Below are 24,700 nucleotides of genomic sequence, written 5' to 3'. Positions count from 1 at the left end.
GTCGGGGACGGTCGGACGGGAGGCGCGGTGCACGTGGGTGGACCGGCTGCGGTGATCCGCGCCTCCAGACCGGGGCCGACGGGTCGCGTGACCCGTCGGCTGCCCGTCGGTCAGTGGAACAGCGAGCGGACCGCCGCGACGACCGCGTGGGTGAACTCGGTGAACGGGCGGTCGGCGGCTGCGCCGCCGCCACCGGTCTGGACGCCGCCGGACGGGGTCGCTGCCGTGGCGGCCGCGTCGGTGACCGGCACGACGGTCAGGTCGCCCTTGCTGTCGTCGAGGACGAAGAGCGTGGAGACGGTGTTGCCGGCGAGGTCCACCTCTGCGGTGCCGCGCTGGCCACTGCCCGAGACGTCGAGCGACCACTTGCCGGCACCGACGGTCGCGTACTGCGTGGCGGTGCCGAAGGACGCGTCCTCGGCGATGGCGGTGCCGTCGGTGGTGCTGACGTCGACCTCCTTCGCGGTGGTCGCCGCCTGGACGAGACGGAGCTTCGCCTTGCCGTCACCCGGCTGTTGCAGGTCGTCGGTGAACGCCTTGGTCTTCAGGTCGTCGTTCTTGCCGTAGGCGACCACGGTGTTCGCGTCGCCCTGCTGCACCTGCACGTCGGTCGAGATCACCGGGGTGGAGTCGGGCGCGTCGGCGGCGCGCATCGAGAGGACGTAGGTGCCGACCGGGAGCTCCTGGTACGGGCTGACCTGGCCGTAGGTGACGTCGTCGAGCTCGAAGACCGTCTTGCCGCCGGACAGGCTGGTCAGCTCGACGTCGACGCTCTTGGTGTCCGGGGAGAGGTGGCCGACGCGCAGCCATCCCTCGTCGGTGCCGGTCGCGGCCGAGGCGGTCTGCGGTGCGGCGAGGCCGACGGTGGCGACGACGACGGCCGCGGCGATCCCGGCGACGACGACCGGACGGCGGGCGGTGCGGCGTCCGGTGGTGGGTGCGGGGGTGCGTGCGGGGGTTCGTGCGTCGTTCGGGGCGGAGGTGCGTGCGTCGTTCGGGGCGGAGGTGCGTGCGTGCATCGTGGTGCTCCTTCGTTTCGTGTGGTGCTCGGTGCGTCGGGTGCTCGGTGCGTCGGGTGCTCGGGCGTTTCGAGTGCTCGGCGCCCGGTGCTCGGGGTCTCGGGTTGCGTCGGGTGTTTCGGGTGCTCGGGGTGCCCGGGGTACCGTCGTGGTGCGGAGCCGCTGGCCGAGCGGGCGTTTCCTGCTCGGCCCCAGCGGTCCGGCTGCCGGTTCCGCCCGCTCGGGCTGGAGTCGTGGTGCAGAGTCGTCGTCGAGCTGCGAGCGGGCGCTTCCTGCTCGTCCCCGGCGATCTGGCTGCCGGTTCCGCCCGCTCGCCGGACACGGGCGCTCCCGCTGGCTCGTCGCCTCCGCGAGCGGGCGGATCCTGCTGCGGACGACGACCGCCGCTGCCGGAACCGCCCGTTCGTGGAGGCGGGGACGGGTCAGGACGCGCTGGTCGGCGTCGTCGTGGGGTCGGCCGGGGCGTAGGTCACGACGACGCGATCGCCGTCGCGCTCGACATCGGTCGGGCGGATCCCGTCGCTCATGGCGTCGAAGGTGGCGACCGCACGAGCAGCTTCCGCCCGATCGGTGGTCTGCACGACGAGACGGCGGAAGGGCTGCCCGTCCTCTCCCGTGAGCGGGCGGAATCGGTCGACCGAAACGGACTGGTCAGCGAGCACCTGTCCGAGGGCGAGCATCGCGCGCGAATCGACCTGACCGGCGCGGAACTGCGACTTCGTTCCCGCGTCGGCCTGGAGCGCCGGGTTCTGCGCGAGCTCGGTGCCCATCGTCTTCCGCCCGTTCGTGGCGGTACTGATGGCCTCGTTCGCGGCAGCCTCGCCCTCGGCGTGGATGCGGCGGACGTCGACCTGCTGGTCACCGGTGCCGAACGTCGCCACGCTGGTCGAGTTCCGGATGGCCTGCGTCACGTCCTGCGAGGAGTTCCCGCCGGTGCGCATCGAGTCCGTCGTGACGACGTAGTCCGAGTCCTTCCACCCGTTCGGCGACTGGCGCTGCACGGCGGCGTCGGTGTCGAGCTTGTAGTACCAGATGACGTTGTTGCGGGCGAAGCCGTCGCGGACGAGGTCGACCCACATGGCGTCGTCCACGAGCAGGCGCGAGGACTTCGGGACGTTGTCGCCGACCCACTGCTCGGCCTGCTGCATCGGCAGGTCGAGGTTCGCCGACGTGAACCCGCGCAGCTGCGTGCCCCAGAGCGGCACCGCCACGACGACGGCCACTGCGGTGACCACGGCCCAGGTCGCCCCGAGACCACGTCGAGCGACTCCGTGCACACGGGTCCGGGCGCTGGACCGGACCCGTCCGGCGAGCGCGAGGACCGCCCGCTCGGCGGTGTACGCGACGAGCAGCGCCGCGAAGGGCACGAGCACGATGACGTACGGCACGGGCAGGTACCCGTTCGGGCGGAACATCATCGCGAGCAGGAAGACGAGCATCGCGGCGATCGGGCGGACCCGACGCAGGAAGAGCCCGACGACCGCGGCGACCGATCCGAGCACGATGAAGACGGGGTCGAGCGCCCACCACTGCGCCGCGGCCTGGTTCGCCAGGCTGCCGGCGTCGAAGATCGAGCCCGACGCGGTCCGCGAGCCGAGCTGGTAGGTGATGCCCTCGAAGAGGCTCACCCGCCCGGCGCCCGGCAGGAGTTCACCCTTGACCGCGGCGAGCAGCAGGTAGCCGCCACCGATGACGACCAGGACGGCCCCGGCGACGCTGAGCGTGTACCGACGGGTGCTCCTGTCGGCCCGGCGGACCGCGATCCAGATCAGGAACGGCAGCGCGAGCAGGTACGTCTCCTTGGAGAGCACCGCGATGCCGAGGCAGGCAGCGGCACCGGCGAACCCGGCGAGCTGCTGCCGTCGACTGAGCACGAGCACGAACGTCGCGAGGAGCCACGGTGTCGCGACGTTGTCGATGTAGACCGTGCGGTGGTACTGCAGGGCCAGCGGCGAGAGGGCGAAGACGAGCCCCGCGACCGCGGCCGTGACGCGACCTGCGCCCAGTCGGCGAGCGAGGACGAAGAGCAGGACGCTGGAGACGGCGGTGAAGAAGACCATCGCCTCGCGGGCGGCCTCGACGGCGAACGGGTAGCGCGCGAACGCCCCGGTCAGCGATGTGTACGCCGCGATCTGGATCCACCCCAGCGGCGGGTGGTCGTACCAGTAGGTGTAGTGCGTGATCTCGCCGAGGTTCGCGATCGCCCAGGCCTGGGCGGTGTACGTGCCCTCGTCGTCGATGCGCTGCGGCGTGCCGGACATGTTCCAGAGCTGCACGCCGACGGTGACGGCGAGGACGGGGAGCAGCCAGCCGAGGCTTGCTGCGTGCACTCGGAACCAGCCGCGCACGCCGGAGAGCGAGCCGGCGCCCCGGACGGGGATCCCGGTGGTGTGGGTGAGGCTGGCGGTCATCGTGCACCCCCGGTGGTCGAGCCGGCGAGCTCACGCTCGGACAACGAAGACGACGAAGACGACGAGGAGCCGGTCAGCTCGGACGCGAAGCCGACGACCTCGGACTGCCCACCGCCGGTGCGGTGCTGACCGGTGTGCTCGGTCTTCTCCCACCCGTTCTGCCCCTTCGTGTGGCGGACCACGGCGCGGACGGCCGCGGCGGCGAGGAACACCTGGTACGGCACGAGGCCGAGGACGAGCTTCACGTAGTCGCGGATGCGGACCTTCTCCTTGTAGATGCGGCCGAACTCGTTGAGTCCGACGACCTCGACGGCGAGCAGCATGAGCGTCGGCGCCACGGGGATGAACGAGACGAGGGCGATCGCGGTCGGCACCTTGACGAACAGGATCATCAGGACGCTGAGCGGGATGAGCAGACCGGTCGCCGCCTGGATGAACGGCATGGTGAGCATGTAGCGGGCGAAGAAGCGCTGGCGGAAGGACGGCAGCTTCTTCCACTCCCCCTTGCCGAGGACCTGCAGGAAGCCCTGGTTCCACCGGGTCCGCTGCTTGAGCAGGGACGCGAAGGTGGGTGGCGTCTCCTCGCGTGTGACCGCCTCGGGGCTGTAGGCGACGACGACCTTCGCCCCGTCGGCGGAGAGCCGGACGCCGAGTTCGCAGTCCTCAGCCAGGCAGTGTGCGTCCCAGCCGTCCGACCACTCGAGCCGCTCACGGGTGACGAAGACGGTGTTGCCGCCGAGCGGGATGAACTTGGAGCCGGCGTGGAAGTGCAGGCGCGAGCGGAACCAGAAGTAGTACTCGAGCACGTTGCGGAGCGACCACCAGCTCGACCGGAAGTTCATGAGCTGCACGCCGCCCTGCACGACGTCGGCGCCGGTCTCCTGGAAGCGCGAGTCGACGAGCGACAGGAGCTTCGGGTAGACCTCGTCCTCGGCGTCGAACACCCCGACGACGTCGCCGGTGGCGTACTGCAGCGCGAGGTTCATCGCCTTCGGCTTGTTCTTCGGCGCGGTGTCGTCGACGACGATCTTGATCAGCTCCGGGTGCCGGGCGGCGGCGGCACGGACGACCGCGTCGGTCTCCGGGTCGTCCTCGCCGACGATCGCGATGATCTCGAAGTCCGGGTGGTCCTGCTTCGCGAGCATGTCGAGCGTCTCGCCCATCACGTCCTGCTCGTGCCGACCGGGCACCAGCAGGGTGAAGCGGTGCGCCGCCGGCAGCGGGGTCTGGCTGAAGCTCGTCGACTTCAGCGCATCCCGCGACCGCCAGGCGTGCAGCATCCACCACAGCGTGGTGAGCGCGATCACCGTGAGCAGCACGGAGACCGCGATGAGAGTGGAGTACCCGATCCACTCGCCCAGCGACCAGGCGACCTGCGGGGCCTGCCCCGAGCCTCCCGTCGGGACGTCGGTGGTCCCGCGGTTCGGGACGTTCCCTGCCGGGCCTGTTCCCTCGTTCGGCTGCAGCAGCGGCCCGGCGGCCGTCAGCAGCGTGGCGGTGATGGTCATGCGGAGTGCTCCTTCGCGTGAGCGTCGGTGGAACGGAAGACGAGGGCCTTGTACGCGACGAACCGGAAAACGGTGCCGAGGACGAGACCCACCCCGTTGCCGGCGACGTTGTCGGCGAGGGTCGAGGTGAAGCCGAGTAGGTAGTGCGAGACGAACAGGCAGGCGGCGGCGATGCCGAGGCCGATGACGTTCGTGACGGCGAAGAGGAGCCCTTCGCGGAGGGTCTCCTTCCGGCCGACCCGCCGCTGCGAGCGGAACGTGACGGAGCGGTTCGCGAGCCACGCGACCACGGTGGCGACGACCGCGGAGAAGATCTTCGCGGCGATGGGTCCGTCGGGCAGGACGGTCGCGCGCAGCAGGTTGTAGACACCGAGGTCGATGACGAAGCAGATCGCTCCGATGGCGCCGAAAGACGCGAGTTGTGTCGCCGTCGCGCGGAGGCGTAGGACGCGGGCAGGCCGAGCGAGGGTCGCCGACGCGCCGCTGGTCGCCGCTGGGTGGTCGGCGACTGCGGATTCGATCGGCACCGGGCCGGTGCTCGGTGGCACCAGAACGGGGGTGACGGTTCGGGGCATGCCCCCTCTTCGGGGGCACGCTCACGAGTGGTTTGGTCGGGGTACAACTCCTGCCAGGGCCCTGACAGTTCCGCGACACGTGCTGTTCATCAGTGAACTTCTGTCAACGTTTGTGCTGATCAGCGCCGGGTAGGCAGTCCGGCCGAACGGTTGCGTTCGTCGCGAGGTACTGCACGACGGACGGGAGGCACGGTGCCAGCTGGCCCCGTGCCTCCCGTCCGTCGGTCGGTCGCGTGCGTTACGCGGGTCGCTTCTCCGGGCTGACCGTCTTGCTGGCGTCGCGCTCCGGGATGTCGCCGAGGGCGTCGTCGATCGCGGCGAGCGCATCGGCGTCGAGGGTGACGCCCGCTGCCTTGACGTTGTCGGTGACCTGCTCGGGGCGGGACGCACCGACGATCGCCGAGGCGACGTTCGGGTTCTGCAGCGTCCACGCGATCGCGAGCTGGGCGAGCGTGAGTCCGGCCTGGTCGGCGACGGGCTGCAGACGCTGCACGGCTTCGAGGACCTCGTCGCGCATGAACCGCTTGATCATGTCCGCGCCGCCCTTCTCGTCCGTGGCGCGGGAGCCCTCGGGGGCCGGTTGGCCCGGCTTGTACTTGCCCGTCAGCACACCCTGGGCGATCGGCGACCAGACGATCTGGCTGAGGCCGAGCTGCTTGGAGGCGGGCACGACCTCGCCCTCGATGACGCGCCACAGCATCGAGTACTGGGGCTGGTTCGAGATGAGCTGGAAGCCGAGCTCCTTGGCCAGGGCGGCACCGGCGCGGATCTGCTCCGCGTTCCACTCGCTGACGCCGATGTACAGCGCCTTGCCCTGTCGGACGACGTCGGCGAAGGCCTGCATCGTCTCCTCGAGCGGGGTCTCGTGGTCGTACCGGTGCGCCTGGTAGAGGTCGACGTAGTCGGTCTGGAGGCGCTCGAGCGAACCGTCGATCGACTCCATGATGTGCTTGCGGGAGAGGCCGACGTCGTTGTGCCCCTTCGGCCCGGTCGGCCAGTAGACCTTCGTGAAGATCTCGAGCGACTGGCGACGCTCGGCCTTGAGCGCCTCGCCGAGGACCGTCTCCGCCGCGGTGTTGGCGTACGTGTCGGCGGTGTCGAACGTGGTGATGCCGGCATCGAGCGCTGCCCGCACGCACTGGGTGGCGACGTCGTTCTCGACCTGCGAGCCGTGCGTCAGCCAGTTGCCGTAGGTGATCTCGGAGATCTTGAGTCCGGAGTTGCCCAGGTACCTGAATTCCATGCTCCCGACGCTAGTGGAGTGAGCGCTCTCGTGAGGGGGTGTGGGAGTACCTGTGGACAGGTGTGGGGTGACCCGGGGATGGGGAGGGGAGCGGGCGGGACTCACGGGAGAGAGGCGAAGTACGGGCAGGCGGTGCGTGAGCGGGCGGGCGGGTCGCGGGTGCGCGAGCGGGCGGAACGGTCACCACGAGCCTCCCCGCCCTGCCCGATTCCGGCCGAACGCCGTGAGCGGGCGGAACGGTCACCACGAGCCTCCCCGCCCTGCCCGATTTCGGCCGCCCGCCGTGAGCGGGCGGAACGGTCACCACGAGCCTCCCCGCCCTGCCCGATTTCGTCCGCCCGACCTGCACGGGCAGCAGCAGCGCCCCGCTCTCGCCCCCACTCGCGATCCCGCTCTCCCCCAGTTGCCGGGCCCCGGTCCTGCACACCACGCTCGGCCGCACTCCCGTCCACAGCTCGCGAGCAGTCGCCTCGCAGAGGGGGAGCGGCCTGCCACGCTCCCTGCATGTCCATCGCCGACCGCTTCCCACCAGCGCTCCGCGGACGCCCGTTCCGCGTCCGCGAGGCCCTGCGCCGCGGCGTCCCGCCGAGCCGCCTCCGCTCGAGACGGCTCTGCCGACCCTTCCACGGCACCCGCTGCTGGACCCCACCCGGCTCCCATGCGGACCGAGCGCGAGCCGTCGCACCTCGACTCCGGCGCGATCAGGCGTTCAGTCACACGACGGCTGCACAGCTCCTCGGCATCCCGCTCCCCCGCCGACTCGAAGCCGACCAGCGAGTCCACGTGACCACGATCGGGAAGGACCAGGCGCTCCGCGTGCGCGGGACCGTCGGGCACCGCACGCGGGCGCACCTCGCGAGGGTGGTCCACTCGGGCACCGCTCCGATCGTGGACCCGGCCACCACGTTCGTCATGCTCGCCGCAGTCCTCACGGTCGACGAACTGATCGTCGCCGGCGACGGGCTCGTCGGATGGCTGAACTGGTGCACGGTGGACCAACTCGAGGCCGCGGTCGGTCGACACCGCGGCGCAAGGCACATCCGCAAGGCGCGCGCTGCCCTCGCCGAGGTACGACCGGGCTCACGGAGCCCCGGCGAGACACGCCTCCGGCTCACCCTGCTCCGGCGCGGTCTCCCCGAGCCGAAGCTGAACCACGACGTGGTCGTCGCGGGCGAGTGGATCGCCCGCGTCGACCTCGCCTACCCGGCCGCAAGGGTTGCGATCGAGTACGAGAGCGACCTGCACCGGTCCGATCCGCGGACCTTCCGCAAGGACCTGACCCGGGGTGAGCACCTGAAGGACGTCGACTGGTGGCTGGTCCGTGCGACAGCGGACGACGTCGGCGCACTCGCCGACGTCTTCGTCCAGCGCATCCGGCGGCTGCTCACCACGGGGACGGCCGGGAGGCACGACACGCGTTCTCGACACCCGCACGCGACGATCTCGTGAACATTGGTTGACGCTTCAACCAAACGGGTGCAGAATGGGCTACAGTTCGATTCGATGCAGGCGCATGAACATGCTTCGCCTGGTCGGGAACCGCAGACCAACGCTCTCGTAAGGAGTCACCATGACGCTCACCGCCTCCGCCATCCCGGGCTACCAGACCGGCACCTGGAAGATCGACCCGACCCACTCCGAGGTCACCTTCTCGGTCCGCCACCTCGCGATCAGCAAGGTCAAGGGCTCGTTCGAGCGCTTTGACGCGACGCTCGTCACCGCCGAGAACCCGCTCGACACGACCCTCGAGGCCTCGATCGACGTCGCGAGCATCAACACGAACCAGGCGCAGCGCGACCAGCACCTCGCCACGGGTGACTTCTTCCTCACCGAGGAGCACCCGCAGATGGTCTTCAAGTCGACCGGCATCCGCGAGGACGGCGACGACATGCTCATCGACGGCACGCTGACCCTGCGCGGCGTCACCAAGGACGTCACCCTGAAGACCGAGTTCGGTGGCGTGACCACCGACGGCTACGGCCAGGTCAAGCTGGGCGCCGAGGCGACCACGAAGATCGACCGCACCGAGTTCGGTGTGAACTGGAACGCAGCGCTCGAGGCCGGCGGCTTCACGCTCGGGAACGACGTCACCATCAACCTCGACGTGCAGTTCGTCCTCCAGGCGGCCTGACCTCCGAGTCACCGAACCACGGCTGATCCCCCGCAGCGTGCGGGGTCGACGGCCGCGGACACCGAACGAAGTACCTGCAGTACCCGGCGAACGGCCCGGCTCCTCCCCCACGGAGCCGGGCCGTTCCGCGTCCGTACGCACCCCCTCCAGCTGCACCGCTTTGTCCTGCGCTGGCCGAGCACGAGACCGCTTCCCCATACGCGACCGCGAGCGGGCGGTTCCCGCGGCTCGACCACCCGTCCCGACCCGATTCCACCCGCCCGACCACGAACGGGCGGTTCCCGCGGCTCGACCGGCCATCCCGAGCCGATACCACCCGCCGGACCACGAACGGGCCATCTCCGCGCCTCATCCCCCGGCGCTCGTGCCGATCCAGCCCACTCGGGACGGCTCCTGCACGTTCCTCGGTCCGACAGTGACACAGCGCTGCGCCGCACGAGCGCCGACGACCCCCGGGCGGGCGTAACTTGTCCCCTGTCCCGGCACGGGAATCGCCCGATCGCCGATCCCGTTGCACCCCGCACCCGTCCCGACCGAAGAGGAGCACCACCATGGCCACCGACTGGATCGCGCTGCAGTCCCTCGCGGCAGCCGAGTTCGGCCGCCGCGTTGCCGCCGTGACCGACTGGGAAGCGTCCACGCCAGACTCGGAATGGACGACACGCGACCTGGTGACCCACGTCATCGACGAGCAGCGCTGGATCCCGAAGCTCCTGACGGGATGCGACTACGCCCAAGCAGAGGCTGACCTCGAGCCGATCGGCCAGGATCTCGCCAGCGAGTGGACGAAGTTCGCTTCGGCAGCATCGGGCGCCTGGCAAAATGCGCCCGCTGACACTCCGGTCCACCTCAGCACCGACGTCGTCCGAGCAGACGAGTACCTCACCGAGCAGACCAGCGACATCACCATCCACACGTGGGATCTCGCTCGGGCCACAGGAACTGACGAGTCACTGCCCGACGAACTCGTCCGCGCCGTCTGGGAGTACTTCGAGCCCCAGATCCACGACCTCGCCGCGACCGGGCTCTACGCCGCACCGGTCCAGGTCGACGACGACGCTCCGTTGCAGGTCCGCCTGCTCGCGGTCACAGGTCGTGATGCCAGGGTGAACGCCTGACGCTCGATCCAGCCCAGCGCGAGTGGGCGGAATCGCCGATCGAGCGCAGACGTCTCGGAAGCTTCCGCCCGCTGGGCGCCCTCGCGAGCACTGGACTGAGCGGCGCGCGTCCGACGGGCGGAATCGGCCACGGACACCACACCGCACGACAGGAACCACCCGCCCGACACCCGGCGGGCGGAAACGACGAAGGAGTCATCACGGACGCGACAGACAACGCCCGCTCGACCAGCACGGACGCGACAGACAACGCCCGCTCGAGCGCCACCCCGACCCCGGCCTCGGCCTCGGCCTCGACCTCGGTGGGTACCACGCGTCTCGGGCGCACGGGCCTCGAGATCAGCCGCATCGTCCTCGGGATGATGTCCTACGGCAAGCCAGACCAGGGCGCCCACCCGTGGAGCGTCGACATCGATGCCGCTCGCCCCTTCGTCCGCCGCGCCTACGAGGCCGGCATCACGTCGTTCGACACCGCCAACGTCTACTCCGCCGGCTCGAGCGAGGAGATCACCGGGCAGCTCCTCAAGGAGATCGCCCCGCGCGAGGAGGTCCAGGTCTTCACCAAGGTCTTCAACCGCATGCGCCCGGGCCCCAACGGCGCTGGACTCTCCCGCGCCGCGATCATGCACGAGATCGACGCGTCGCTGACCCGGCTCGGCACCGACTACGTCGACCTCTACCAGATCCACCGTTTCGACCCGCACACGCCGATCGAGGAGACGATGGAGGCCCTGCACGACGTCGTCAAGGCCGGCAAGGCGCGGTACATCGGCGCGAGCAGCATGTGGGCGTGGCAGTTCGCGCAGATGCAGCACACCGCCGAGTTGCACGGGTGGACGAAGTTCGTCAGCATGCAGGACCAGTACAACCTCCTCGAACGCGAGGAGGAGCGCGAGATGCACCCGTTCGCGCAGACGACCGGCGTCGGCGTCATCCCGTGGAGCCCGCTGGCACGCGGCAAGGTCACCCGCCCGTGGGACGCGCAGGGTTCGGGCAGCCGCTCGGACACCGACGAGTTCGGCAAGACGCTCTACCGCCAGGACGAGGACGCCAACCGAGCCATCGTCGACGCGGTGCAGCAGGTCGCCCAGGCCCGCGGCGCGAGCATGGCCCAGGTCGCGCTGGCGTGGGTGGCCGGCAAGCCCGCCGTCACCGCGCCGATCATCGGCGCGACGAAGGAGCACCACATCGACGACGCGGTCGCCGCGGCCGCGATGGAGCTCACGGACGACGAGGTGTCGCGACTCGAGGCCGCCTACACCCCCCGCGTGCCGTCCGGTTTCTGACTGGACCCGATGACGGACGGGAGGCGCGGTGCCGGCTGGCACCGCGCCTCCCGTCCGTCGGGGCGCGCGTCCCGATCGACGGCCGGCCACCGGAGACGGTTCGACGACCGGACCGCCGGAGACGGACCGACGACCGGACCCCCGGAGACGGATCGACGACCGGATCCCCGGAGACGAACGGGCCCGCCGGTCAGGCGGTGGCGTCCTGCCGGGCCTCCTGCTCCAACCGCGCGATCCGGACCAGCGCCGCACGCTCCGTGCCCGGGGTCGTGCCGAGCACCGCGCCGATCCCGTCGAGCACGACACCCGCGACCTGACGGACCGGCAGCTGCACCGGCCCGACACCGGGCGTCCGCAGCGCGAGCATCGACCGGTGCCGCGGGTCGAGCGATGCGACCGCGCCGTCGAAGAGCGCCCGGTAGCCCGGGCGGAGGAGCCTGGCGAGGGGCGGGTCCTTGATGAACCGGACCACGTCGTGCGTGCGGGCGTCGGCCTTGAGCTCCCCGCGGTCGAGGTAGCCGTTCATCTGCGCACGGAGTTCGGCGTCCGACTCCGGAGCATCCTCGACACCCATGAGGCGTCCCGCGATCGCCCACTCCCGCACGTAGGCGTCGGCGCCGCCCGGGACGGGCTTGCCCCAGACCTGTGCGCTCCGCAGGAAGGCGTCGGTGAAGGCGAGGTGCACCCACCGTGCCAGGTCCGGGTCGTTCGCGGCGTACGGCTTCGTCACGCCGTGGCCGTCGACGTACTCGCCGACCACCCGCTCGTGCAGCTTCCGCACCCACTGGCTGGCGTGCGTGGCCTGCTGCGTGTCGCCGTGCGACACCGTGTAGATCCACCGGATCGTGCCCGCGAGGCGGCCGAACGGGTCCTCGCGGTAGCGCGAGTGGTCGGCGACGCCGGCGAGTGCGCCGGGGTGGAGCGCCTGCACGAGCAGCGCGCGGACGCCGGCGAGCACGGTGTGGTTGCCGCCGTGCACGGCCCAGGTCGCGGAGCCCGGGCCGAAGAAGCCCGCGTCGGAGCCCTGTTCGAGCTCGTCGATCCAGGCGGGACGCTCGGTCGCGCCGTTGGTGAAGGTGTCGTTGAGGCGGGAGCGGAACGCGTCGGACACGGAAGCCATGCCCCCATCGTCCGACGTGCCCCTGACAGTGGGCCCTGACAACGAGCACGGCTCCGCCGGTAGGTTGGCCGAGTGAGCATCGACACGCCTCGTCCCTGGCTTGCCTCGTACGCCCCGGGGGTCCCGCACGACATCGACGAGCCCACGGGCTCGCTCTCCGACATCGTGGAGCAGTCAGCAGACCGCTTCCCGGGGAAGGTGGCGCTCGAGTTCTTCGGCAGGACGACGACCTACGCTGACCTGCAGGAGCAGATCCTCCGCGCTGCGAACGGCCTGCGGAAGCTCGGCGTTAGCGCCGGGGACCGCGTGGCGATCGTGCTGCCGAACTGCCCGCAGCACGTGGTCGCCTTCTACGCGGTGCTCCGGCTCGGGGCGATCGTCGTCGAGCACAACCCGCTGTACACCGCGCGCGAGCTCCGCCACCAGTTCGAGGACCACGGCGCGAAGGTCGCGATCGCGTGGGACAAGTCCGTCGCCACGCTCCAGGACTTCCCCGCGGACGTGCGCCTCGACGCGATCGTCTCCGTCGACCTGACACGCGCGATGCCCCGGGCGACCCGTCTCGCCCTGGCACTGCCGGTGGCGAAGGCCCGGGAGTCCCGCGCGAAGCTGACCACGAGCGTGCGAGGTACGACGAAGTGGGACGACCTCGTCTCCACCCGGAAGCTGTCGAAGCGCCACCCGCGTCCGACGACGACCGACGTCGCGCTGATCCAGTACACGTCGGGCACCACCGGGGTGCCGAAGGGTGCGGTGCTCAGCCACCGGAACCTGCTCGCCAACGCCGCGCAGGCCCGCGCCTGGGTGCCGGCCATCCGGCGGGGCGACAACACTGTGTACGCGGTGCTGCCGATGTTCCACGCCTACGGCCTGACGCTGTGCCTGACCTTCGCGATGAGCATGGCCTCGCGACTCGTGCTCTTCCCGGCGTTCGACCCCGCACTCGTGCTCAAGGCGATGAAGAAGCACCCGCCGACGTTCCTGCCGGCCGTGCCGCCGATCTACACCCGGCTGCAGCACGCGGCGGACTCGGCGAAGGTGTCGCTGCAGGGCATCGAGATCGGGATCTCGGGTGCCATGCCGCTGTCGCAGGACGTCGTCGAGCCCTGGGAGGCCCGCACGGGCGGCTACCTCGTCGAGGGCTACGGACTGTCCGAGTGCTCCCCCGTCCTCATGGCGAACCCGGTCTCCCCCGAGCGTCGCCTCGGTGCGATCGGTCTGCCGCTGTCGTCCACCGAGGCCCGCGTCGTCGACCCGGACGACCAGTCGAAGGTGCTCGGCACGGGCGAGGCCGGCGAGCTCCAGGTCCGGGGTCCGCAGGTGTTCCGCGGGTACTGGGGCAAGGCCGAGGCCACCGACGAGGTCTTCACGCCCGACGGCTGGTTCCGCACCGGTGACGTCGTGTCGATCGACGCGGACGGCTTCGTCAGCATCGTCGACCGGCTCAAGGAGCTCATCATCACCGGCGGCTTCAACGTGTCGCCGTCCGAGGTCGAGGACGCCCTGCTCAAGCACCCCAGCGTGCGCGAGGTCGCCGTCGTCGGCATCACGCAGGGCGGCAACGAGCAGGTCGTCGCGGCCGTCGTGCCCAAGGACCCGGGGACGTTCGACGCCGAGGCCCTCCGCGCGTGGTCGCGCGAGCAGCTCGCGGCCTACAAGGTGCCGCGGCGCATCGTCGTGGTCGAGGACCTGCCGCGCTCGATGATCGGCAAGGTGCTCCGCCGCAAGGTGCGCGACCAGATCACCGCGAAGTAGGCACGCCTCCCCGTTTCGGGAGCGCGAGCACCGCGAGCCCGGCGACCACCAGCCCGACACCCGCCCACCCGGCAGCGCCGAGGTGTTCGCCGACCACGAGCATGGCGAGCACCGCGGCGACCACGGGCTCGAACAACGACAGCAGGGTCGCGACCGAGGCGCTCACCCGCCGCAGCCCGACGGCGTACAGCGAGTGCCCGAGCACCGTCGGCACGAGCGCGAGGTAGACGAACACGGGCCAGTTCGCCCCGACCGACAGGGCGTCGTGCCCGGCGACCAGCGCGAGCACGACGAGCGGGACGGCAGCCAGCCCGAACACGGCCCCGACCACCCCGCGCCCGGCTGCTCCGGGCGCGGTGCCGGCTCCGGTGCCCGGCAGCGACGACGCCGGGCGGGCCCTGGACGCCGCGTGCATCCCCCGCGCGACCGCCCACGAGTAGGTTGCGTAGGCCAGCCCGGCGAGGAGCGCACTGCCCAGCCCGAGCGGCAGCGACCCGCTGCCGGGCGCTTCGGACCGCGCGAGGGTGACGACGACCATGCCGACCACGCTCACCAGCGTGGCGACGACCCAGCGACCGGCCACGCGCCTCCCGTCCGCCACCCACTCCACCAGTCCGGCGAAGAGCGGCGACGACCCGATGGCCACCGTCGTGCCGAGCGCGACCCCCGCGTCGGCGAGCGCCGCGTAGAACGCGACCGCGTACACGACGAGCGAGACCGCGCCGAGCAGCACCCACCGCCGGGAACCGGGACCGGTGACGGCACGCACCGCGGAACGACCCGTCGTCGCGGCGAGCACGAGCCCGCCGAGGCCGAACGTCACCGCACCGAACACGACCGCCGGGACGCCGGGCGCGAAGTGGGTCGCGGTCCCCGTCGTCCCCCAGACGGCGGCGGCGACGAGGACCGCGACCGGACCGCCCACCGGACGGGAGGCACGCCCCACGGCCGCCGGGTGGGTCACGACACGTGGACGGTCGGCCGCCGGTGCACGTCCGGCTCCGCCTCGCGCAGGACCTCGCGCGTCACCGGCGCGACGTCACCGACCCCGGTGAAGACGAACCGCAGGGCGTTCTGGATCGGGCTGCCCTCGTTCCACTCGAAGTAGATGCTCGGCACGACGCCGGCGATGTCCCGCACGGCGAGCAGCGTCGACGCGATGGTGTTCGGCACGTTGCCGGACCGGACGCGCAGCACCCGGTGCCCCTGCACCACGTGCCCCTCGACGACCAGGTCCTCCTCGAAGTCGGACGAGTCGGCCGGCAGCACCTCGAGGAACATCGTCGGCACGCGTGCCGGGATCCCGGAGTCGCGGCGTTCCTCGCGCCCCTTCGACCGGTACGCCTCGGCGGTCCCGGCGCCCGGCTCGTTCGCGATGATGCAGATCGAGCTGAACTGGTCGGCGTCGGCCTCGATGAACTGCCGGGCGGTCGCGTCCAGCTCGATCGACGACGCCCGGAGCTCGAACGACCGTCGCACGCGGGACACCAGCGACACGACGACGATGGCGATGATGAACACCGCGGCGATGCGGACGCCGTCCGGACGTTCGATGACGTTCGCGACCGTCGTGTAGACGAACACGACCGCGATGATCCCGAACCCGATCGTGCGCTTCTTCTGCTGCTTCCGTCGCGCCGACAGCGTCACCGCGACCGCCGCACTCGTGATGAGCACGAGGACACCCGTGGCGTACGCGCCGCCCTGCGCGTCGACGTTCGCCTCGAAGATGATCGTGATGACGAAGGCGATCAGCGTGAAGATGATCACGAGCGGACGCGTCGCCCGGGCCCACTGCGGCGCCATGCCGTAGCGGGGCAGGAAGCGCGGCACGAGGTTGAGCAGACCGGCCATCGCGCTCGCACCCGCGAACCACAGGATCGCCACGGTCGAGACGTCGTACACGGACCCGAAGACGTTGCCGAGGTACTCGTGCGCCAGGAACGCCAGCGCGCGGCCGTTCGCCCCGCCGCCCGGCTGGAACTCCTGCTGCGGGATGAGGAAGGTCGTGGCGATCGAGGACGTGATGAGGAACGTGCTCATGATGATCGCGGCGGTCGTCAGCAGGCGCTTCGTCCCGCGGATCCGCCCCTCCGGGCGGCCGTTCGGGTCGTCGCCGGCGTCACCGCGCACCTGCGGCATCACCGCGACACCCGTCTCGAACCCGGACAGGCCGAGCGCGAGCTTCGGGAACACGACCAGCGCGATCCCGATCATGACGAGCGGGTTGCTGTGCTGCGCCGTGAGGTTCGACCACCAGTCGCTCGCGACGACCGGGCGCTCGAACACGTGCCACAGCGCCACCACGACGACGACCGCGTTGAGCAGGAGGAACACCGCGACGAGCCCGACCGCGATGCCGATCGCCTCCTTGAAGCCGCGGAGGAACACGATGCCGAGCAGGAGCAGCAGCACGAGCGTGATCGGCACCGGGATCTCGGTGAACCAGTGCGGCGTGAACGGGTTCTCCGCGATGTGCGCGGTGGCGTCGGCCGCCGAGAGCGTCATCGTGATCATGAAGTCGGTCACGGCGAACCCGAGCAGCACGAGCACGAAGAGCTTGCCGGCCCACCAGGGCAGCAGCTTCTCGAGCATCATGATCGAGCCCGCACCCTTGAAGCTGTCCGAGGCCACCCGTCGGTACACGGGCAGGGCGCCGAACAGGGTCACGAGCACGAGCACGATCGTCGCGATCGGCGACAGCAACCCCGCGGCGAGCGCGGCGATGGCGGGCTGGTAGCCGAGCGTCGAGAAGTAGTCGACACCGGTCAGGCACATCACCCGCCACCACGAGTGGGTCTTCTCGACCTCGACCTGGTGGGGGCCCTGGTGCGAGGCGCCCTGGTCGGCTCCGTGCAGCATCCAGCGGCGCAGTCGCACGCTGCGGTCGGAGGGTCGCCCGGTGGCGCCGCCCTGGGCGGCACGCTCGGCTTCGGTCGCGGTCACGAGAGTCGATCGTAAGCGGTCCCGGTGACCCTCGGGGACCCCTCGTGCGGGACTGTGGAACGGACTCAGTCCGCGCTGATCCTGGTGTACTTCCGGACGGCCAGCGGCACGAACACCACGAGCATCACCGCGATCCCGACCAGGACGGTCGCCACGGGGTGCTGCATCGTCCAGACGTCGGGCACCGGTGCCGTCCCGGCGTTGCCGAACAGCTCCCGTGCGGCCTGCACGAGCGACGACACCGGGTTCCACTCCGCGAACACCCGCAGCACCAGCGGCATCGTCTCGCTGGGCACGAACGCGTTCGAGATGAAGGTCAACGGGAACAGCACCATGAAGGACGCGTTGTTGATCACCTCCGGCGTCCGGACGCTCATCCCGAGCAGCGCCATCACCCAGCTGAACGCGTAGCTGAACAGCAGGAGCAGCCCGACCCCCGCGAGGAACTCGTGCGGCGCCGACCCGACCCGCCAGCCGACCGCGAGCCCGGTCAGCATCATGATCACCATCGAGATCGCGTTGAGCACCAGGTCCGAGTTCGTCCGACCCACCAGCACCGCCGATGCCGACATCGGCAGCGTCCGGAACCGGTCGATCAGCCCCTCCTTGAGGTCCTGCGCCATCGCCGACCCCGAGAAGGTCGCCCCGAACACGACGGTCTGCGCGAAGATGCCCGCCATGAGGAACTGCGTGTAGTCCGTTCCCCGCACCTGGATGGCTCCGCCGTACACCTGGCTGAAGAGCAGCACGAACATGATCGGCTGCAGCACCGCGAAGACGAGCATGTCCGGCGAGCGCTTGATCTTCGTCAGGTTCCGCCACGTGACGGTCCAGCCGTCCTCGAACCAGATCGCGACGGGCGACGTCACGACCACCGGCAGCTGCTGCCGCGACGCGCCGACGGCGGTCACCGGACACGCTCCGGCGTGCTGTCGGTCGCGTCACCGGCGGCCGGCACCGTGTCACGTCGACCCGGCCGGGAGGCACGGCCCGCGCCCGCCCCGCCGCCACCGTCCGGCGCGTCCCCGTCCTCCGCCGTGGCGGCGTGTCCCGTGAGGCGCAGGAACACGTCGTCGAGCGTCGGCCGGCGCATGCCGGCGTCGTGCAGCCGGATCCCCGCCTCGCCGAGGTCGGCGAGCACCCGCCGGAGCGCCTGCGGTCCGGCCTCGACCGCGATGCCGGAGGTCCGCCCGTCGGCCGAGGTCTCCACGTCACCGACGCCGTGGCGGCGCAGGGCGGTGACCACGGCCTCCCGGTCGTCCCCGTCGACCAGGGTGACGACCACCCGGTGGCCGCCCACCTGGGCCTTGAGCTGGTCGGCGGTGCCCTCGGCGATCACCCGTCCGTCGTCGATCACGGCGATGTCGTCCGCGAGCTGATCCGCCTCCTCCAGGTACTGCGTCGTGAGGAGCACGGTGGCACCGTCGCCGACCAGGCCCTCGATGATCCCCCAGAGCGCGAGACGGCTCCGGGGGTCGAGGCCGGTCGTCGGCTCGTCGAGGAACAGCACACGCGGGTTCGTCACGAGTGCGCCGGCGAGGTCGATGCGGCGGCGCATCCCGCCGGAGAAGCCCTTCACCGGGCGGTCACCGGCCTCGGACAGGTCGAACACGTCGATGAGCTCGCGGGCCCGCTGCCGCGCCGCACGCCGGCCGAGGTGGTACAACCGGCCGATCATCTCGAGGTTCTCGGCCCCGGTCAGGTTCTCGTCGACCGCGGCGTACTGCCCCGAGACACCGATGGACCGCCGGGTCGCCTGCGGGTCGGCGACCACGTCGATGCCGTCGATCGTCGCCCCACCGGAGTCCGGGGTGACGAGCGTCGTGAGGACCTTGACGGTCGTGGTCTTGCCCGCGCCGTTCGGCCCGAGGAGCGCCGTGACGGTGCCCTCGGGGACGGCGAGGTCGAGCCCGGCCAGTGCGTGCACCGGCCCCGAGCGCGATCGGTAGGTCTTGGTCAGCCCGGAGGCCTCGATGATGGCCATGTCGCTCCCTCGTCGGCCACGTCGGTGTGGTGTGGGGTCGGCGGGAGCGACGACGTCAGTCAGACGTCGAAGTCACCGCCGAAGTCGCCGAAGCCGCCGCCGCCGAAGTCACCACCGCCGTCGTCCCAGCCCGCGTTCTCGTACCCGCCGCCGTCGGACGCGCCCGCATCGGACGCCCCGCCGTCACCGGAGTCGGCACCAGTGTCCTCCGAACCACCGTCGCCCGCAGCATCGGTACCGCCGTCGAACGATCCGGCGTCGGGCAGGAAGGCGCTCATGATCGCCGAACCGATGACGTACCCGGCCACCGTGCCGAGGATCGACGCACCGATCATCCGGCCGAACGAGGGACCACCGCGCTGCCCCATCGCACCGGCACCGCCGTTCATCCCACCGAGCGAGCGCTCCATGAAGCCGGGCTGTCGGATCTCCGACCGGGTCGCCGCCTGGGCCAGGGACCGGGGGTCGTCGCCGCGGGGTGCCTCGCCGTCGGGAGCGCTGCGGGTGAACTCGTCGTAGACCATCCTGCGCTGCTCGGGCGTCAGGGTCGCGAACGCCTCGGCATGGACCTCCTCGATGCGCTCGGGCGGAGCCGTGCGGAGCAGGTAGCGGTAGCGCTCGACGGCGCGCTGGTCCTCCGCGGACGAGGCGTCCTGCTGGCCGCCGGGCTGCTGCGCACCCGGTCCGCCCGGCTGCTGTCCGCCCCACTGCGGCGTGCCGTACTGGCCCTGCGGAGTGCCGTACTGCTGCCCCTGCTGGACGGGCGGCACCTGGTACGACTGCTGCCCGTACCGGTAGCCCTGCTGGGTCGGCTGCTGCGGCTGCTGTTGCTGCGGCTGGCCCCACCCGCCCTGCTGGTCGCGGTCGCGATCGGGACGGCCGAGCAGTCGGTCGAGGAATCCCATGTCGTTGCTCCTTCGGTGCGGTCCGTCCCGGGTCGGGAGCGTCCGTCGACACCAACCTAGGCAGCGCCGACGACCACTGGCTGTACGGCTGCACAGAAGCAGCCGAGAGCGGTGTCAGCGCGCGCCGAGAGCCGTCGACCAGATCGCGAAGAGCTCGTCGGCCGTGCCCGGGTGCGCGACGAGGAAGGGCTCCCCTGCCCGCGGGAAGCCGCCCGCGGGGCCGTCGAGGGTGAGGACCACACCCCCGGCCTCGTGCACGAGCAGCACCGCCGCGCCGTGGTCCACCGGGTCGAACGCCGGGACGCAGCCGCCGACCCCGCGACCGGCGGCGACCTGTGCGACCGTCAACGTGCTGGAACCCATCACGCGCACGGCGCAGGCGCGGTCCGCCAACGCGGCCACGAGCCTCCCGGACCCGCCCCGCGCCCCTGGTCCACCGAACTCGACGCCCACGACGGACCCGGCGAGTGCCCGAGGCGTGTCGTCGAGGTGCAGCGGCGCGTCGCGGAGCACCGCGCCCCGGCCGCGACGGGCCTCGAGGACCTCGCCGCGCCACGGATCGGCCACGACACCGACGAGGGGTTGCCCGCCGCGGGTCAGGCACAGCGACATCGCCGTCCAGGGCACCCCGTTGACCAGGTTCGTCGTGCCGTCGACCGGGTCGAGGTACCAGTGGTGCCGGTCGCCCGGTGCCGTGCCGTACTCCTCGCCCGTGAACCCGTGCGTGGGGAAGGCCGCACGGACGCGGGCACGGACGAGTCGCTCGACCGCACGGTCGACGTCGGTGACCGGACCGCCGACGCCGCGCTTCGTCCCGACCTGGCCGACCGGGTGCTCGCGGGTGAAGGCGATCACCTCGTGCGCGATGCGGTGGGCGAGCGCCTGGGCACGCGTGCCGACCTCCTCCTCGGTGGGTTCGCGCTCGGGCAGTGCCCAGCCGTCGCGCTCGCCGCCGGCCAGCACGGCCCGGGCGGACGCGACGTCGTCGGTGGCCACGAGGTCCGCTCCCGTGCGCGCCGCCCAGCGGACGGGTTCCGGCTCGTCGACGGTCCGCACGGCGACCGCGACGCCGAGGTCGTGAGCCGCTGTCACCGTGTCCGGCGTGAGGAACACGTCGTCGAGCACCAGGGTCGACGGTCGGAGCTCCGCCGTGTCCTCGCCGGTCGGGACGTCGAGCGACTCCCACGGGAGCCAGGTGTCGGCGTTCGGCAGTGCTGCACGGACCGCGGCGAGCGCCGGGGGCGTCCCCGTCCACGCGACCACGGTGTCCCAGGTGGACGCCGCGACCGTCCTCGTCGCGACCAGGGCGTCGGCGGGGTCGACGACGTGGAGCAGGAGGGCAGCCCGGCAGCCGTCGAGCCGTTCCAGCACGGCGTCCAGGCGCGGGATGCGGTCGAGCCCGTTCCCGAGCCGGGCGACCTCGCACCACGAGACGTCGGCGACGCGACGCGGGTCGCCCCAGAGCCGACCCAGGGTCTCGTCGAGCAGCAGGACCGCGACGCCGTCGGCCGTCCGGCGCACGTCGACCTCGACCACGTCGGCGCCGAGGGCCTCGGCGACGGCGATGGACGGCAGGGTGTCCTCGCGCCGGACCCGGGGAGCGCCACGACGCGCGACGAGACGCGGGAGGGTCCTCGCTGCGCGGCCGTCGTGGCCCGGGCCGACGGTGGCGTGGTCGAGCGTCGTCATCCCGGCATGCTCCCGGCCGCGGGTGGCGGCTGGGTGACCGGCGGGTGAACGGTCGCGGTGGTGGAGCGGAGTCTGGTCGGGTGCTCAGGCGCGGCCGGGGTCCCGGCGTCTGATCGGGTCCGGTCCGGCGCTCAGGCGCGACCGGGGTCCCAACGTCCGATCGGGTCCGGTCCGGCGCTCAGGCGCGACCGCGGCCCCGGCGTCCGGCACGGAGGACGAGTCCGACGACCAGACGCCACCCCAGCAGGAAGACCGCCAGGACGATCGTCGCCACGATCACGAACGACAGCGGCAACGGATCGCCCGCGACGTCGCCCTGCCCGGTCAGCACCCGGAGCAGCATGCCGATCGCGACCGTCGCCACCCAGACGACCACACCGGTCGGCCACAGCCGGAGCGGGTGCCGCCAGCCGCGCACGACCAGGTAGCCGACCAGCCAGCCGGCCAGGAACGGGTACGCCGTCGTCCAGGTCCCGGCGAACGTCGTCGCCTCGGCGTGCGAGGACCGCCCGATGAGCGCGAACACGACGATGAGGACGATGTCGACGACGGCTGCGAGCCAGCCCCATGTGCGAGTCACCCGCCCATTGTCCCGCGGTCAGACCACCGCGAGCGACACGTGGACGGTCGCTGGTCTGCCGTCGCTGCGTCGGAGCGTCGGAGCGTCCAGCCGTCCCCGCGTCGCGGCGTCGCGGCGTCGCGGCGTCGCCCCGCCGCGGAGTCCCGGCGTCGTGCCCCGCGGTCAGAAGAGCCCGGGGCGCCCAGGGCCCTCCGGTCCGTCGAACCCGCGGAACATGTCGGTGACCAGCGCTGCGATCTGCGGTTCCACGAGGCGCTCGACGGCCTCGGCGATGCGTGGACGGTGCTCGACGAGGGCCAGGCACACGGCCGTCCCCGTCGCGCGCGCGCACTCGTCCGACAGGGCGATCTCGTGCCGGAGTGCCGCCTTCGCCTCGTCGGACAACGGCTCGCGCGGCGTCTGCTCCCCTGCCCCCGTGCCCGTCATCTCGTCGAGGGTGAAGAGGAACGGTTCTCCCGGCGAGGGCTCCGGGTCCACGTCGAGACCCTGGAACTCCGGCGAGAGGCCCTCGGTCGGCTGGTAGCCCGCGTGCCGCTTCCTCGCGGCTGCCCGTTCGAGCTCGCGCTGCAGCAGCGGGAGGTTCTTCGCTGTGTACTCGTCGACGGCGTCCTCGACGATGGTCGAGATCCGACCGATCAACGCGTGCTGGACGGCGTGCGGCACGTCCGGCCCGAAGCCCGCCGCCGAGGCGATCGGTGACCCGGTGCACTTCCGGCAGATGCGCGTCCGGGGCCGTGCGGTCCCGATCTGCCACCGCGGCAGCCAGCGCAACCACACGTCGACCGCGCTCCGTACGCGACCGTCGATGCCGTCCATCCCTCAACAGTAGGCCGCGGGGCGCGGTTGCCCCCGGAGCACACCCGAGCGGGCGGAAACGCACCGTGCGCGTCGACGGGCCCGCGGGTTCCGCCCGCTCGCGTGACCCCGCGCGCGCGGCATCGTCCCAGCACAGTGCGCGAACGGGCGGAAACGGGAACGGAACCGCCCGCGGAGGCGCGGGTTCCGCCCGCCCGGCAACCCAGCGCCCGACATCGACCAGGCACAGTGCGCGAACGGGCGGAAACGGAAACGGGAGCGCCCCCGGAGGCGCGGATTCCGCCCGCCCGGCACCCCGCGCCCGGCATCCCCCCACCCAGGAACGCGAACGGGCGGAAACGGGAACGGGAGCGCCCCCGGAGGCGCGGATTCCGCCCGCCCGGCAACCCCGCGCCAGACATCGACCAGGCACAGTGCGCGAACGGGCGGAAACGGGAACGGGACCGCCCGCGGAGGCTCGGGTTCCGCCCGCCCGGCACCCCGCGCCCGACATTCCCCACGCAGGAACCCGAACGGGCGGAAACGGGAACCCGAACGCCGCGGGGATGCGGGTTCCGCCCGCTCGGGGACGGGGACGGGGACGCGGACGCCGACGGGCGGGAGGCCCGGGGCGCCCCCGCCGCGGAGGGGACGTCGGCGGGTCGCCGGCCGGGTCAGGCCCTCGGCTCGGTCACGAAGTCGATGAGCTCCTCGACACGTCCGAGCAGCTGCGGCTCCAGGTCGGCGAAGGTCCGGACCTGCCCGAGGATCCGCTGCCACGCACGGGCGATGTCGGCCTGCTCCTCGGCAGGCCACCCGAGGTGCTGGCAGATGCCCTTCTTCCACTCGACGGACCGCGGGATCGTCGGCCACGCCTCGAGCCCGAGCCGCGACGGCTTCACCGACTGCCAGACGTCGACGAACGGGTGCCCGACGACGAGGACGTGCGCGCCCCACTTCCCGCGCATCACGGCGTCGGCGAAGCGGGACTCCTTCGACCCCGGCACGAGGTGGTCGACCAGGACACCGACGCGGCGCTCGCGGGTCGGGCGGAACTCCTCGAGGACGTCCGCCAGGTTGTCGACGCCGGAGAGCTCCTCGACGACGACGCCCTCGACGCGCAGGTCGGTTCCCCAGACCTTCTCAACGAGCTCGGCGTCGTGCTTGCCCTCGACCATGATGCGGGAGGGCAGCGCCACGCGTGCCCGCTGCTGCTCGACGGCGAACGAACCGGACGCGGTGCGGAGCCGGCCACCGTCGGAGGCGTGCCGGACCGCCGGGGCCGCTGCGGGCCTCCCGGCCGTCCCGACGGAGCGTGCGGGCGGCGCGGCCGCCGCGGACCGGCCCACCGGAGCCTGCGGACGGCCGAGGGTGACGAGTTCGCCCTCGAGCAGGAACTGTCCGGTGAAGGGGAAGGCGCGGGTGCGACCCTTCCAGTCCTCCAGGGAGACGTTGCCCGCCTCGAGCCCGACGACGGCGCCCGCCCACCCGGAGTCCGGGTCCTCGAGCACCATGTCGCGTTCGAGCGGCACCTGCCGCACCTTCTTGACGCCCTTCGAGCGCCAGTCGCCCGAGAGCACGTCACTGCCGTAGCGGTCGTCGTCCACCCGGGAAGCGTAGTGTCGACGGGTCCCG

20 protein-coding genes are annotated in these 24,700 nt (G+C 71.8%); 5 read left to right on the top strand and 15 right to left on the bottom strand.

Annotated elements, in window-relative coordinates; all coding sequences use genetic code 11:
- Nucleotides 1–110 precede the first annotated feature (110 nt).
- From ABIC52_RS04235 to ABIC52_RS04215, 5 genes are all read right to left on the bottom strand, one after another.
- A complete protein-coding gene (locus ABIC52_RS04235) occupies nt 111–1,019 on the bottom strand; it encodes a DUF4397 domain-containing protein (protein WP_126891558.1) in 909 nt (302 codons plus the stop codon).
- A gap of 422 nt (nt 1,020–1,441) precedes the next feature.
- Nucleotides 1,442–3,430, bottom strand: a complete 1,989-nt coding sequence (locus tag ABIC52_RS04230; protein WP_354026692.1) for an ArnT family glycosyltransferase — start codon at nt 3,428–3,430, stop codon at nt 1,442–1,444.
- A complete protein-coding gene (locus tag ABIC52_RS04225; RefSeq protein WP_209823277.1) occupies nt 3,427–4,938 on the bottom strand; it encodes a glycosyltransferase in 1,512 nt (503 codons plus the stop codon). The genes ABIC52_RS04230 and ABIC52_RS04225 overlap by 4 nt, the downstream gene beginning before the upstream one ends.
- Complete coding sequence (locus ABIC52_RS04220; protein ID WP_238638168.1) at nt 4,935–5,465, bottom strand: GtrA family protein; 531 nt, start codon at nt 5,463–5,465, stop codon at nt 4,935–4,937. Before ABIC52_RS04220 ends, ABIC52_RS04225 begins: the two co-directional genes overlap by 4 nt.
- A 286-nt stretch (nt 5,466–5,751) precedes the next feature.
- Nucleotides 5,752–6,756, bottom strand: a complete 1,005-nt coding sequence (locus ABIC52_RS04215; RefSeq protein ID WP_058750614.1) for an aldo/keto reductase family protein — start codon at nt 6,754–6,756, stop codon at nt 5,752–5,754.
- A 783-nt stretch (nt 6,757–7,539) separates the two neighbouring features.
- Here ABIC52_RS04215 and ABIC52_RS04210 point away from each other — a divergent pair.
- From ABIC52_RS04210 to ABIC52_RS04195, 4 genes are all read left to right on the top strand, one after another.
- A complete protein-coding gene (locus ABIC52_RS04210) occupies nt 7,540–8,205 on the top strand; it encodes a putative endonuclease domain-containing protein (RefSeq protein ID WP_126891555.1) in 666 nt (221 codons plus the stop codon).
- 121 nt (nt 8,206–8,326) lie between these two features.
- Nucleotides 8,327–8,887 carry a YceI family protein gene (locus tag ABIC52_RS04205; RefSeq protein ID WP_126891554.1) on the top strand — a complete coding sequence of 187 codons (561 nt, stop codon included), beginning with the start codon at nt 8,327–8,329 and terminating at the stop codon, nt 8,885–8,887.
- Between the two features lie 551 nt (nt 8,888–9,438).
- Nucleotides 9,439–10,005 carry a TIGR03086 family metal-binding protein gene (locus tag ABIC52_RS04200; protein WP_126891553.1) on the top strand — a complete coding sequence of 189 codons (567 nt, stop codon included), beginning with the start codon at nt 9,439–9,441 and terminating at the stop codon, nt 10,003–10,005.
- A gap of 302 nt (nt 10,006–10,307) precedes the next feature.
- Nucleotides 10,308–11,291 carry an aldo/keto reductase gene (locus ABIC52_RS04195; RefSeq protein WP_126891552.1) on the top strand — a complete coding sequence of 328 codons (984 nt, stop codon included), beginning with the start codon at nt 10,308–10,310 and terminating at the stop codon, nt 11,289–11,291.
- A 190-nt stretch (nt 11,292–11,481) separates the two neighbouring features.
- On the opposite strand, the gene ABIC52_RS04190 is transcribed toward ABIC52_RS04195, so the two are convergent.
- Complete coding sequence (locus ABIC52_RS04190) at nt 11,482–12,411, bottom strand: oxygenase MpaB family protein (protein WP_354026691.1); 930 nt, start codon at nt 12,409–12,411, stop codon at nt 11,482–11,484.
- Between the two features lie 72 nt (nt 12,412–12,483).
- Between ABIC52_RS04190 and ABIC52_RS04185 the strand changes: the two genes are divergently transcribed.
- A complete protein-coding gene (locus ABIC52_RS04185; RefSeq protein WP_354026690.1) occupies nt 12,484–14,166 on the top strand; it encodes a long-chain-fatty-acid--CoA ligase in 1,683 nt (560 codons plus the stop codon).
- Here ABIC52_RS04185 and ABIC52_RS04180 read toward each other — a convergent pair.
- The 9 genes from ABIC52_RS04180 to ABIC52_RS04140 form a co-directional block, all read right to left on the bottom strand.
- A complete protein-coding gene (locus ABIC52_RS04180) occupies nt 14,153–15,130 on the bottom strand; it encodes a DMT family transporter (RefSeq protein WP_354026689.1) in 978 nt (325 codons plus the stop codon). The genes ABIC52_RS04185 and ABIC52_RS04180 overlap by 14 nt on opposite strands.
- Entirely contained in the window at nt 15,127–17,112 is a 1,986-nt protein-coding gene (locus tag ABIC52_RS04175) for an amino acid permease (protein ID WP_209823274.1), read from the bottom strand. Before ABIC52_RS04175 ends, ABIC52_RS04180 begins: the two co-directional genes overlap by 4 nt.
- Before the next feature lie 65 nt (nt 17,113–17,177).
- Nucleotides 17,178–18,023 (bottom strand): ABC transporter permease, encoded by an 846-nt coding sequence (locus tag ABIC52_RS04170; RefSeq protein ID WP_435526060.1) that lies wholly within the window; start codon nt 18,021–18,023, stop codon nt 17,178–17,180.
- Complete coding sequence (locus ABIC52_RS04165) at nt 18,020–19,096, bottom strand: ATP-binding cassette domain-containing protein (RefSeq protein WP_209677760.1); 1,077 nt, start codon at nt 19,094–19,096, stop codon at nt 18,020–18,022. The genes ABIC52_RS04170 and ABIC52_RS04165 overlap by 4 nt, the downstream gene beginning before the upstream one ends.
- Nucleotides 19,097–19,155: 59 nt before the next feature.
- Nucleotides 19,156–20,001 carry a hypothetical protein gene (locus tag ABIC52_RS04160; RefSeq protein WP_238638197.1) on the bottom strand — a complete coding sequence of 282 codons (846 nt, stop codon included), beginning with the start codon at nt 19,999–20,001 and terminating at the stop codon, nt 19,156–19,158.
- Nucleotides 20,002–20,115: 114 nt separating this feature from the next.
- Nucleotides 20,116–21,690: an inositol monophosphatase family protein gene (locus ABIC52_RS04155; protein WP_354026688.1), complete on the bottom strand. Its 1,575-nt coding sequence runs from the start codon at nt 21,688–21,690 to the stop codon at nt 20,116–20,118.
- Between the two features lie 178 nt (nt 21,691–21,868).
- Nucleotides 21,869–22,270: a DUF3054 domain-containing protein gene (locus ABIC52_RS04150; protein WP_126891926.1), complete on the bottom strand. Its 402-nt coding sequence runs from the start codon at nt 22,268–22,270 to the stop codon at nt 21,869–21,871.
- Between the two features lie 162 nt (nt 22,271–22,432).
- Nucleotides 22,433–23,086: a spermidine/putrescine ABC transporter substrate-binding protein gene (locus ABIC52_RS04145; protein WP_209677754.1), complete on the bottom strand. Its 654-nt coding sequence runs from the start codon at nt 23,084–23,086 to the stop codon at nt 22,433–22,435.
- A gap of 653 nt (nt 23,087–23,739) precedes the next feature.
- Nucleotides 23,740–24,672, bottom strand: coding sequence for a DUF3097 domain-containing protein (locus ABIC52_RS04140; protein ID WP_238638198.1), 933 nt, complete (start codon nt 24,670–24,672; stop codon nt 23,740–23,742).
- Nucleotides 24,673–24,700: the final 28 nt, after the last annotated feature.

Origin of the sequence: Curtobacterium oceanosedimentum, assembly GCF_040545555.1 — a bacterium.
Taxonomy (GTDB): Bacteria; Actinomycetota; Actinomycetes; order Actinomycetales; family Microbacteriaceae; genus Curtobacterium.
This window is presented reverse-complemented; position numbering and strand designations above follow the sequence as displayed.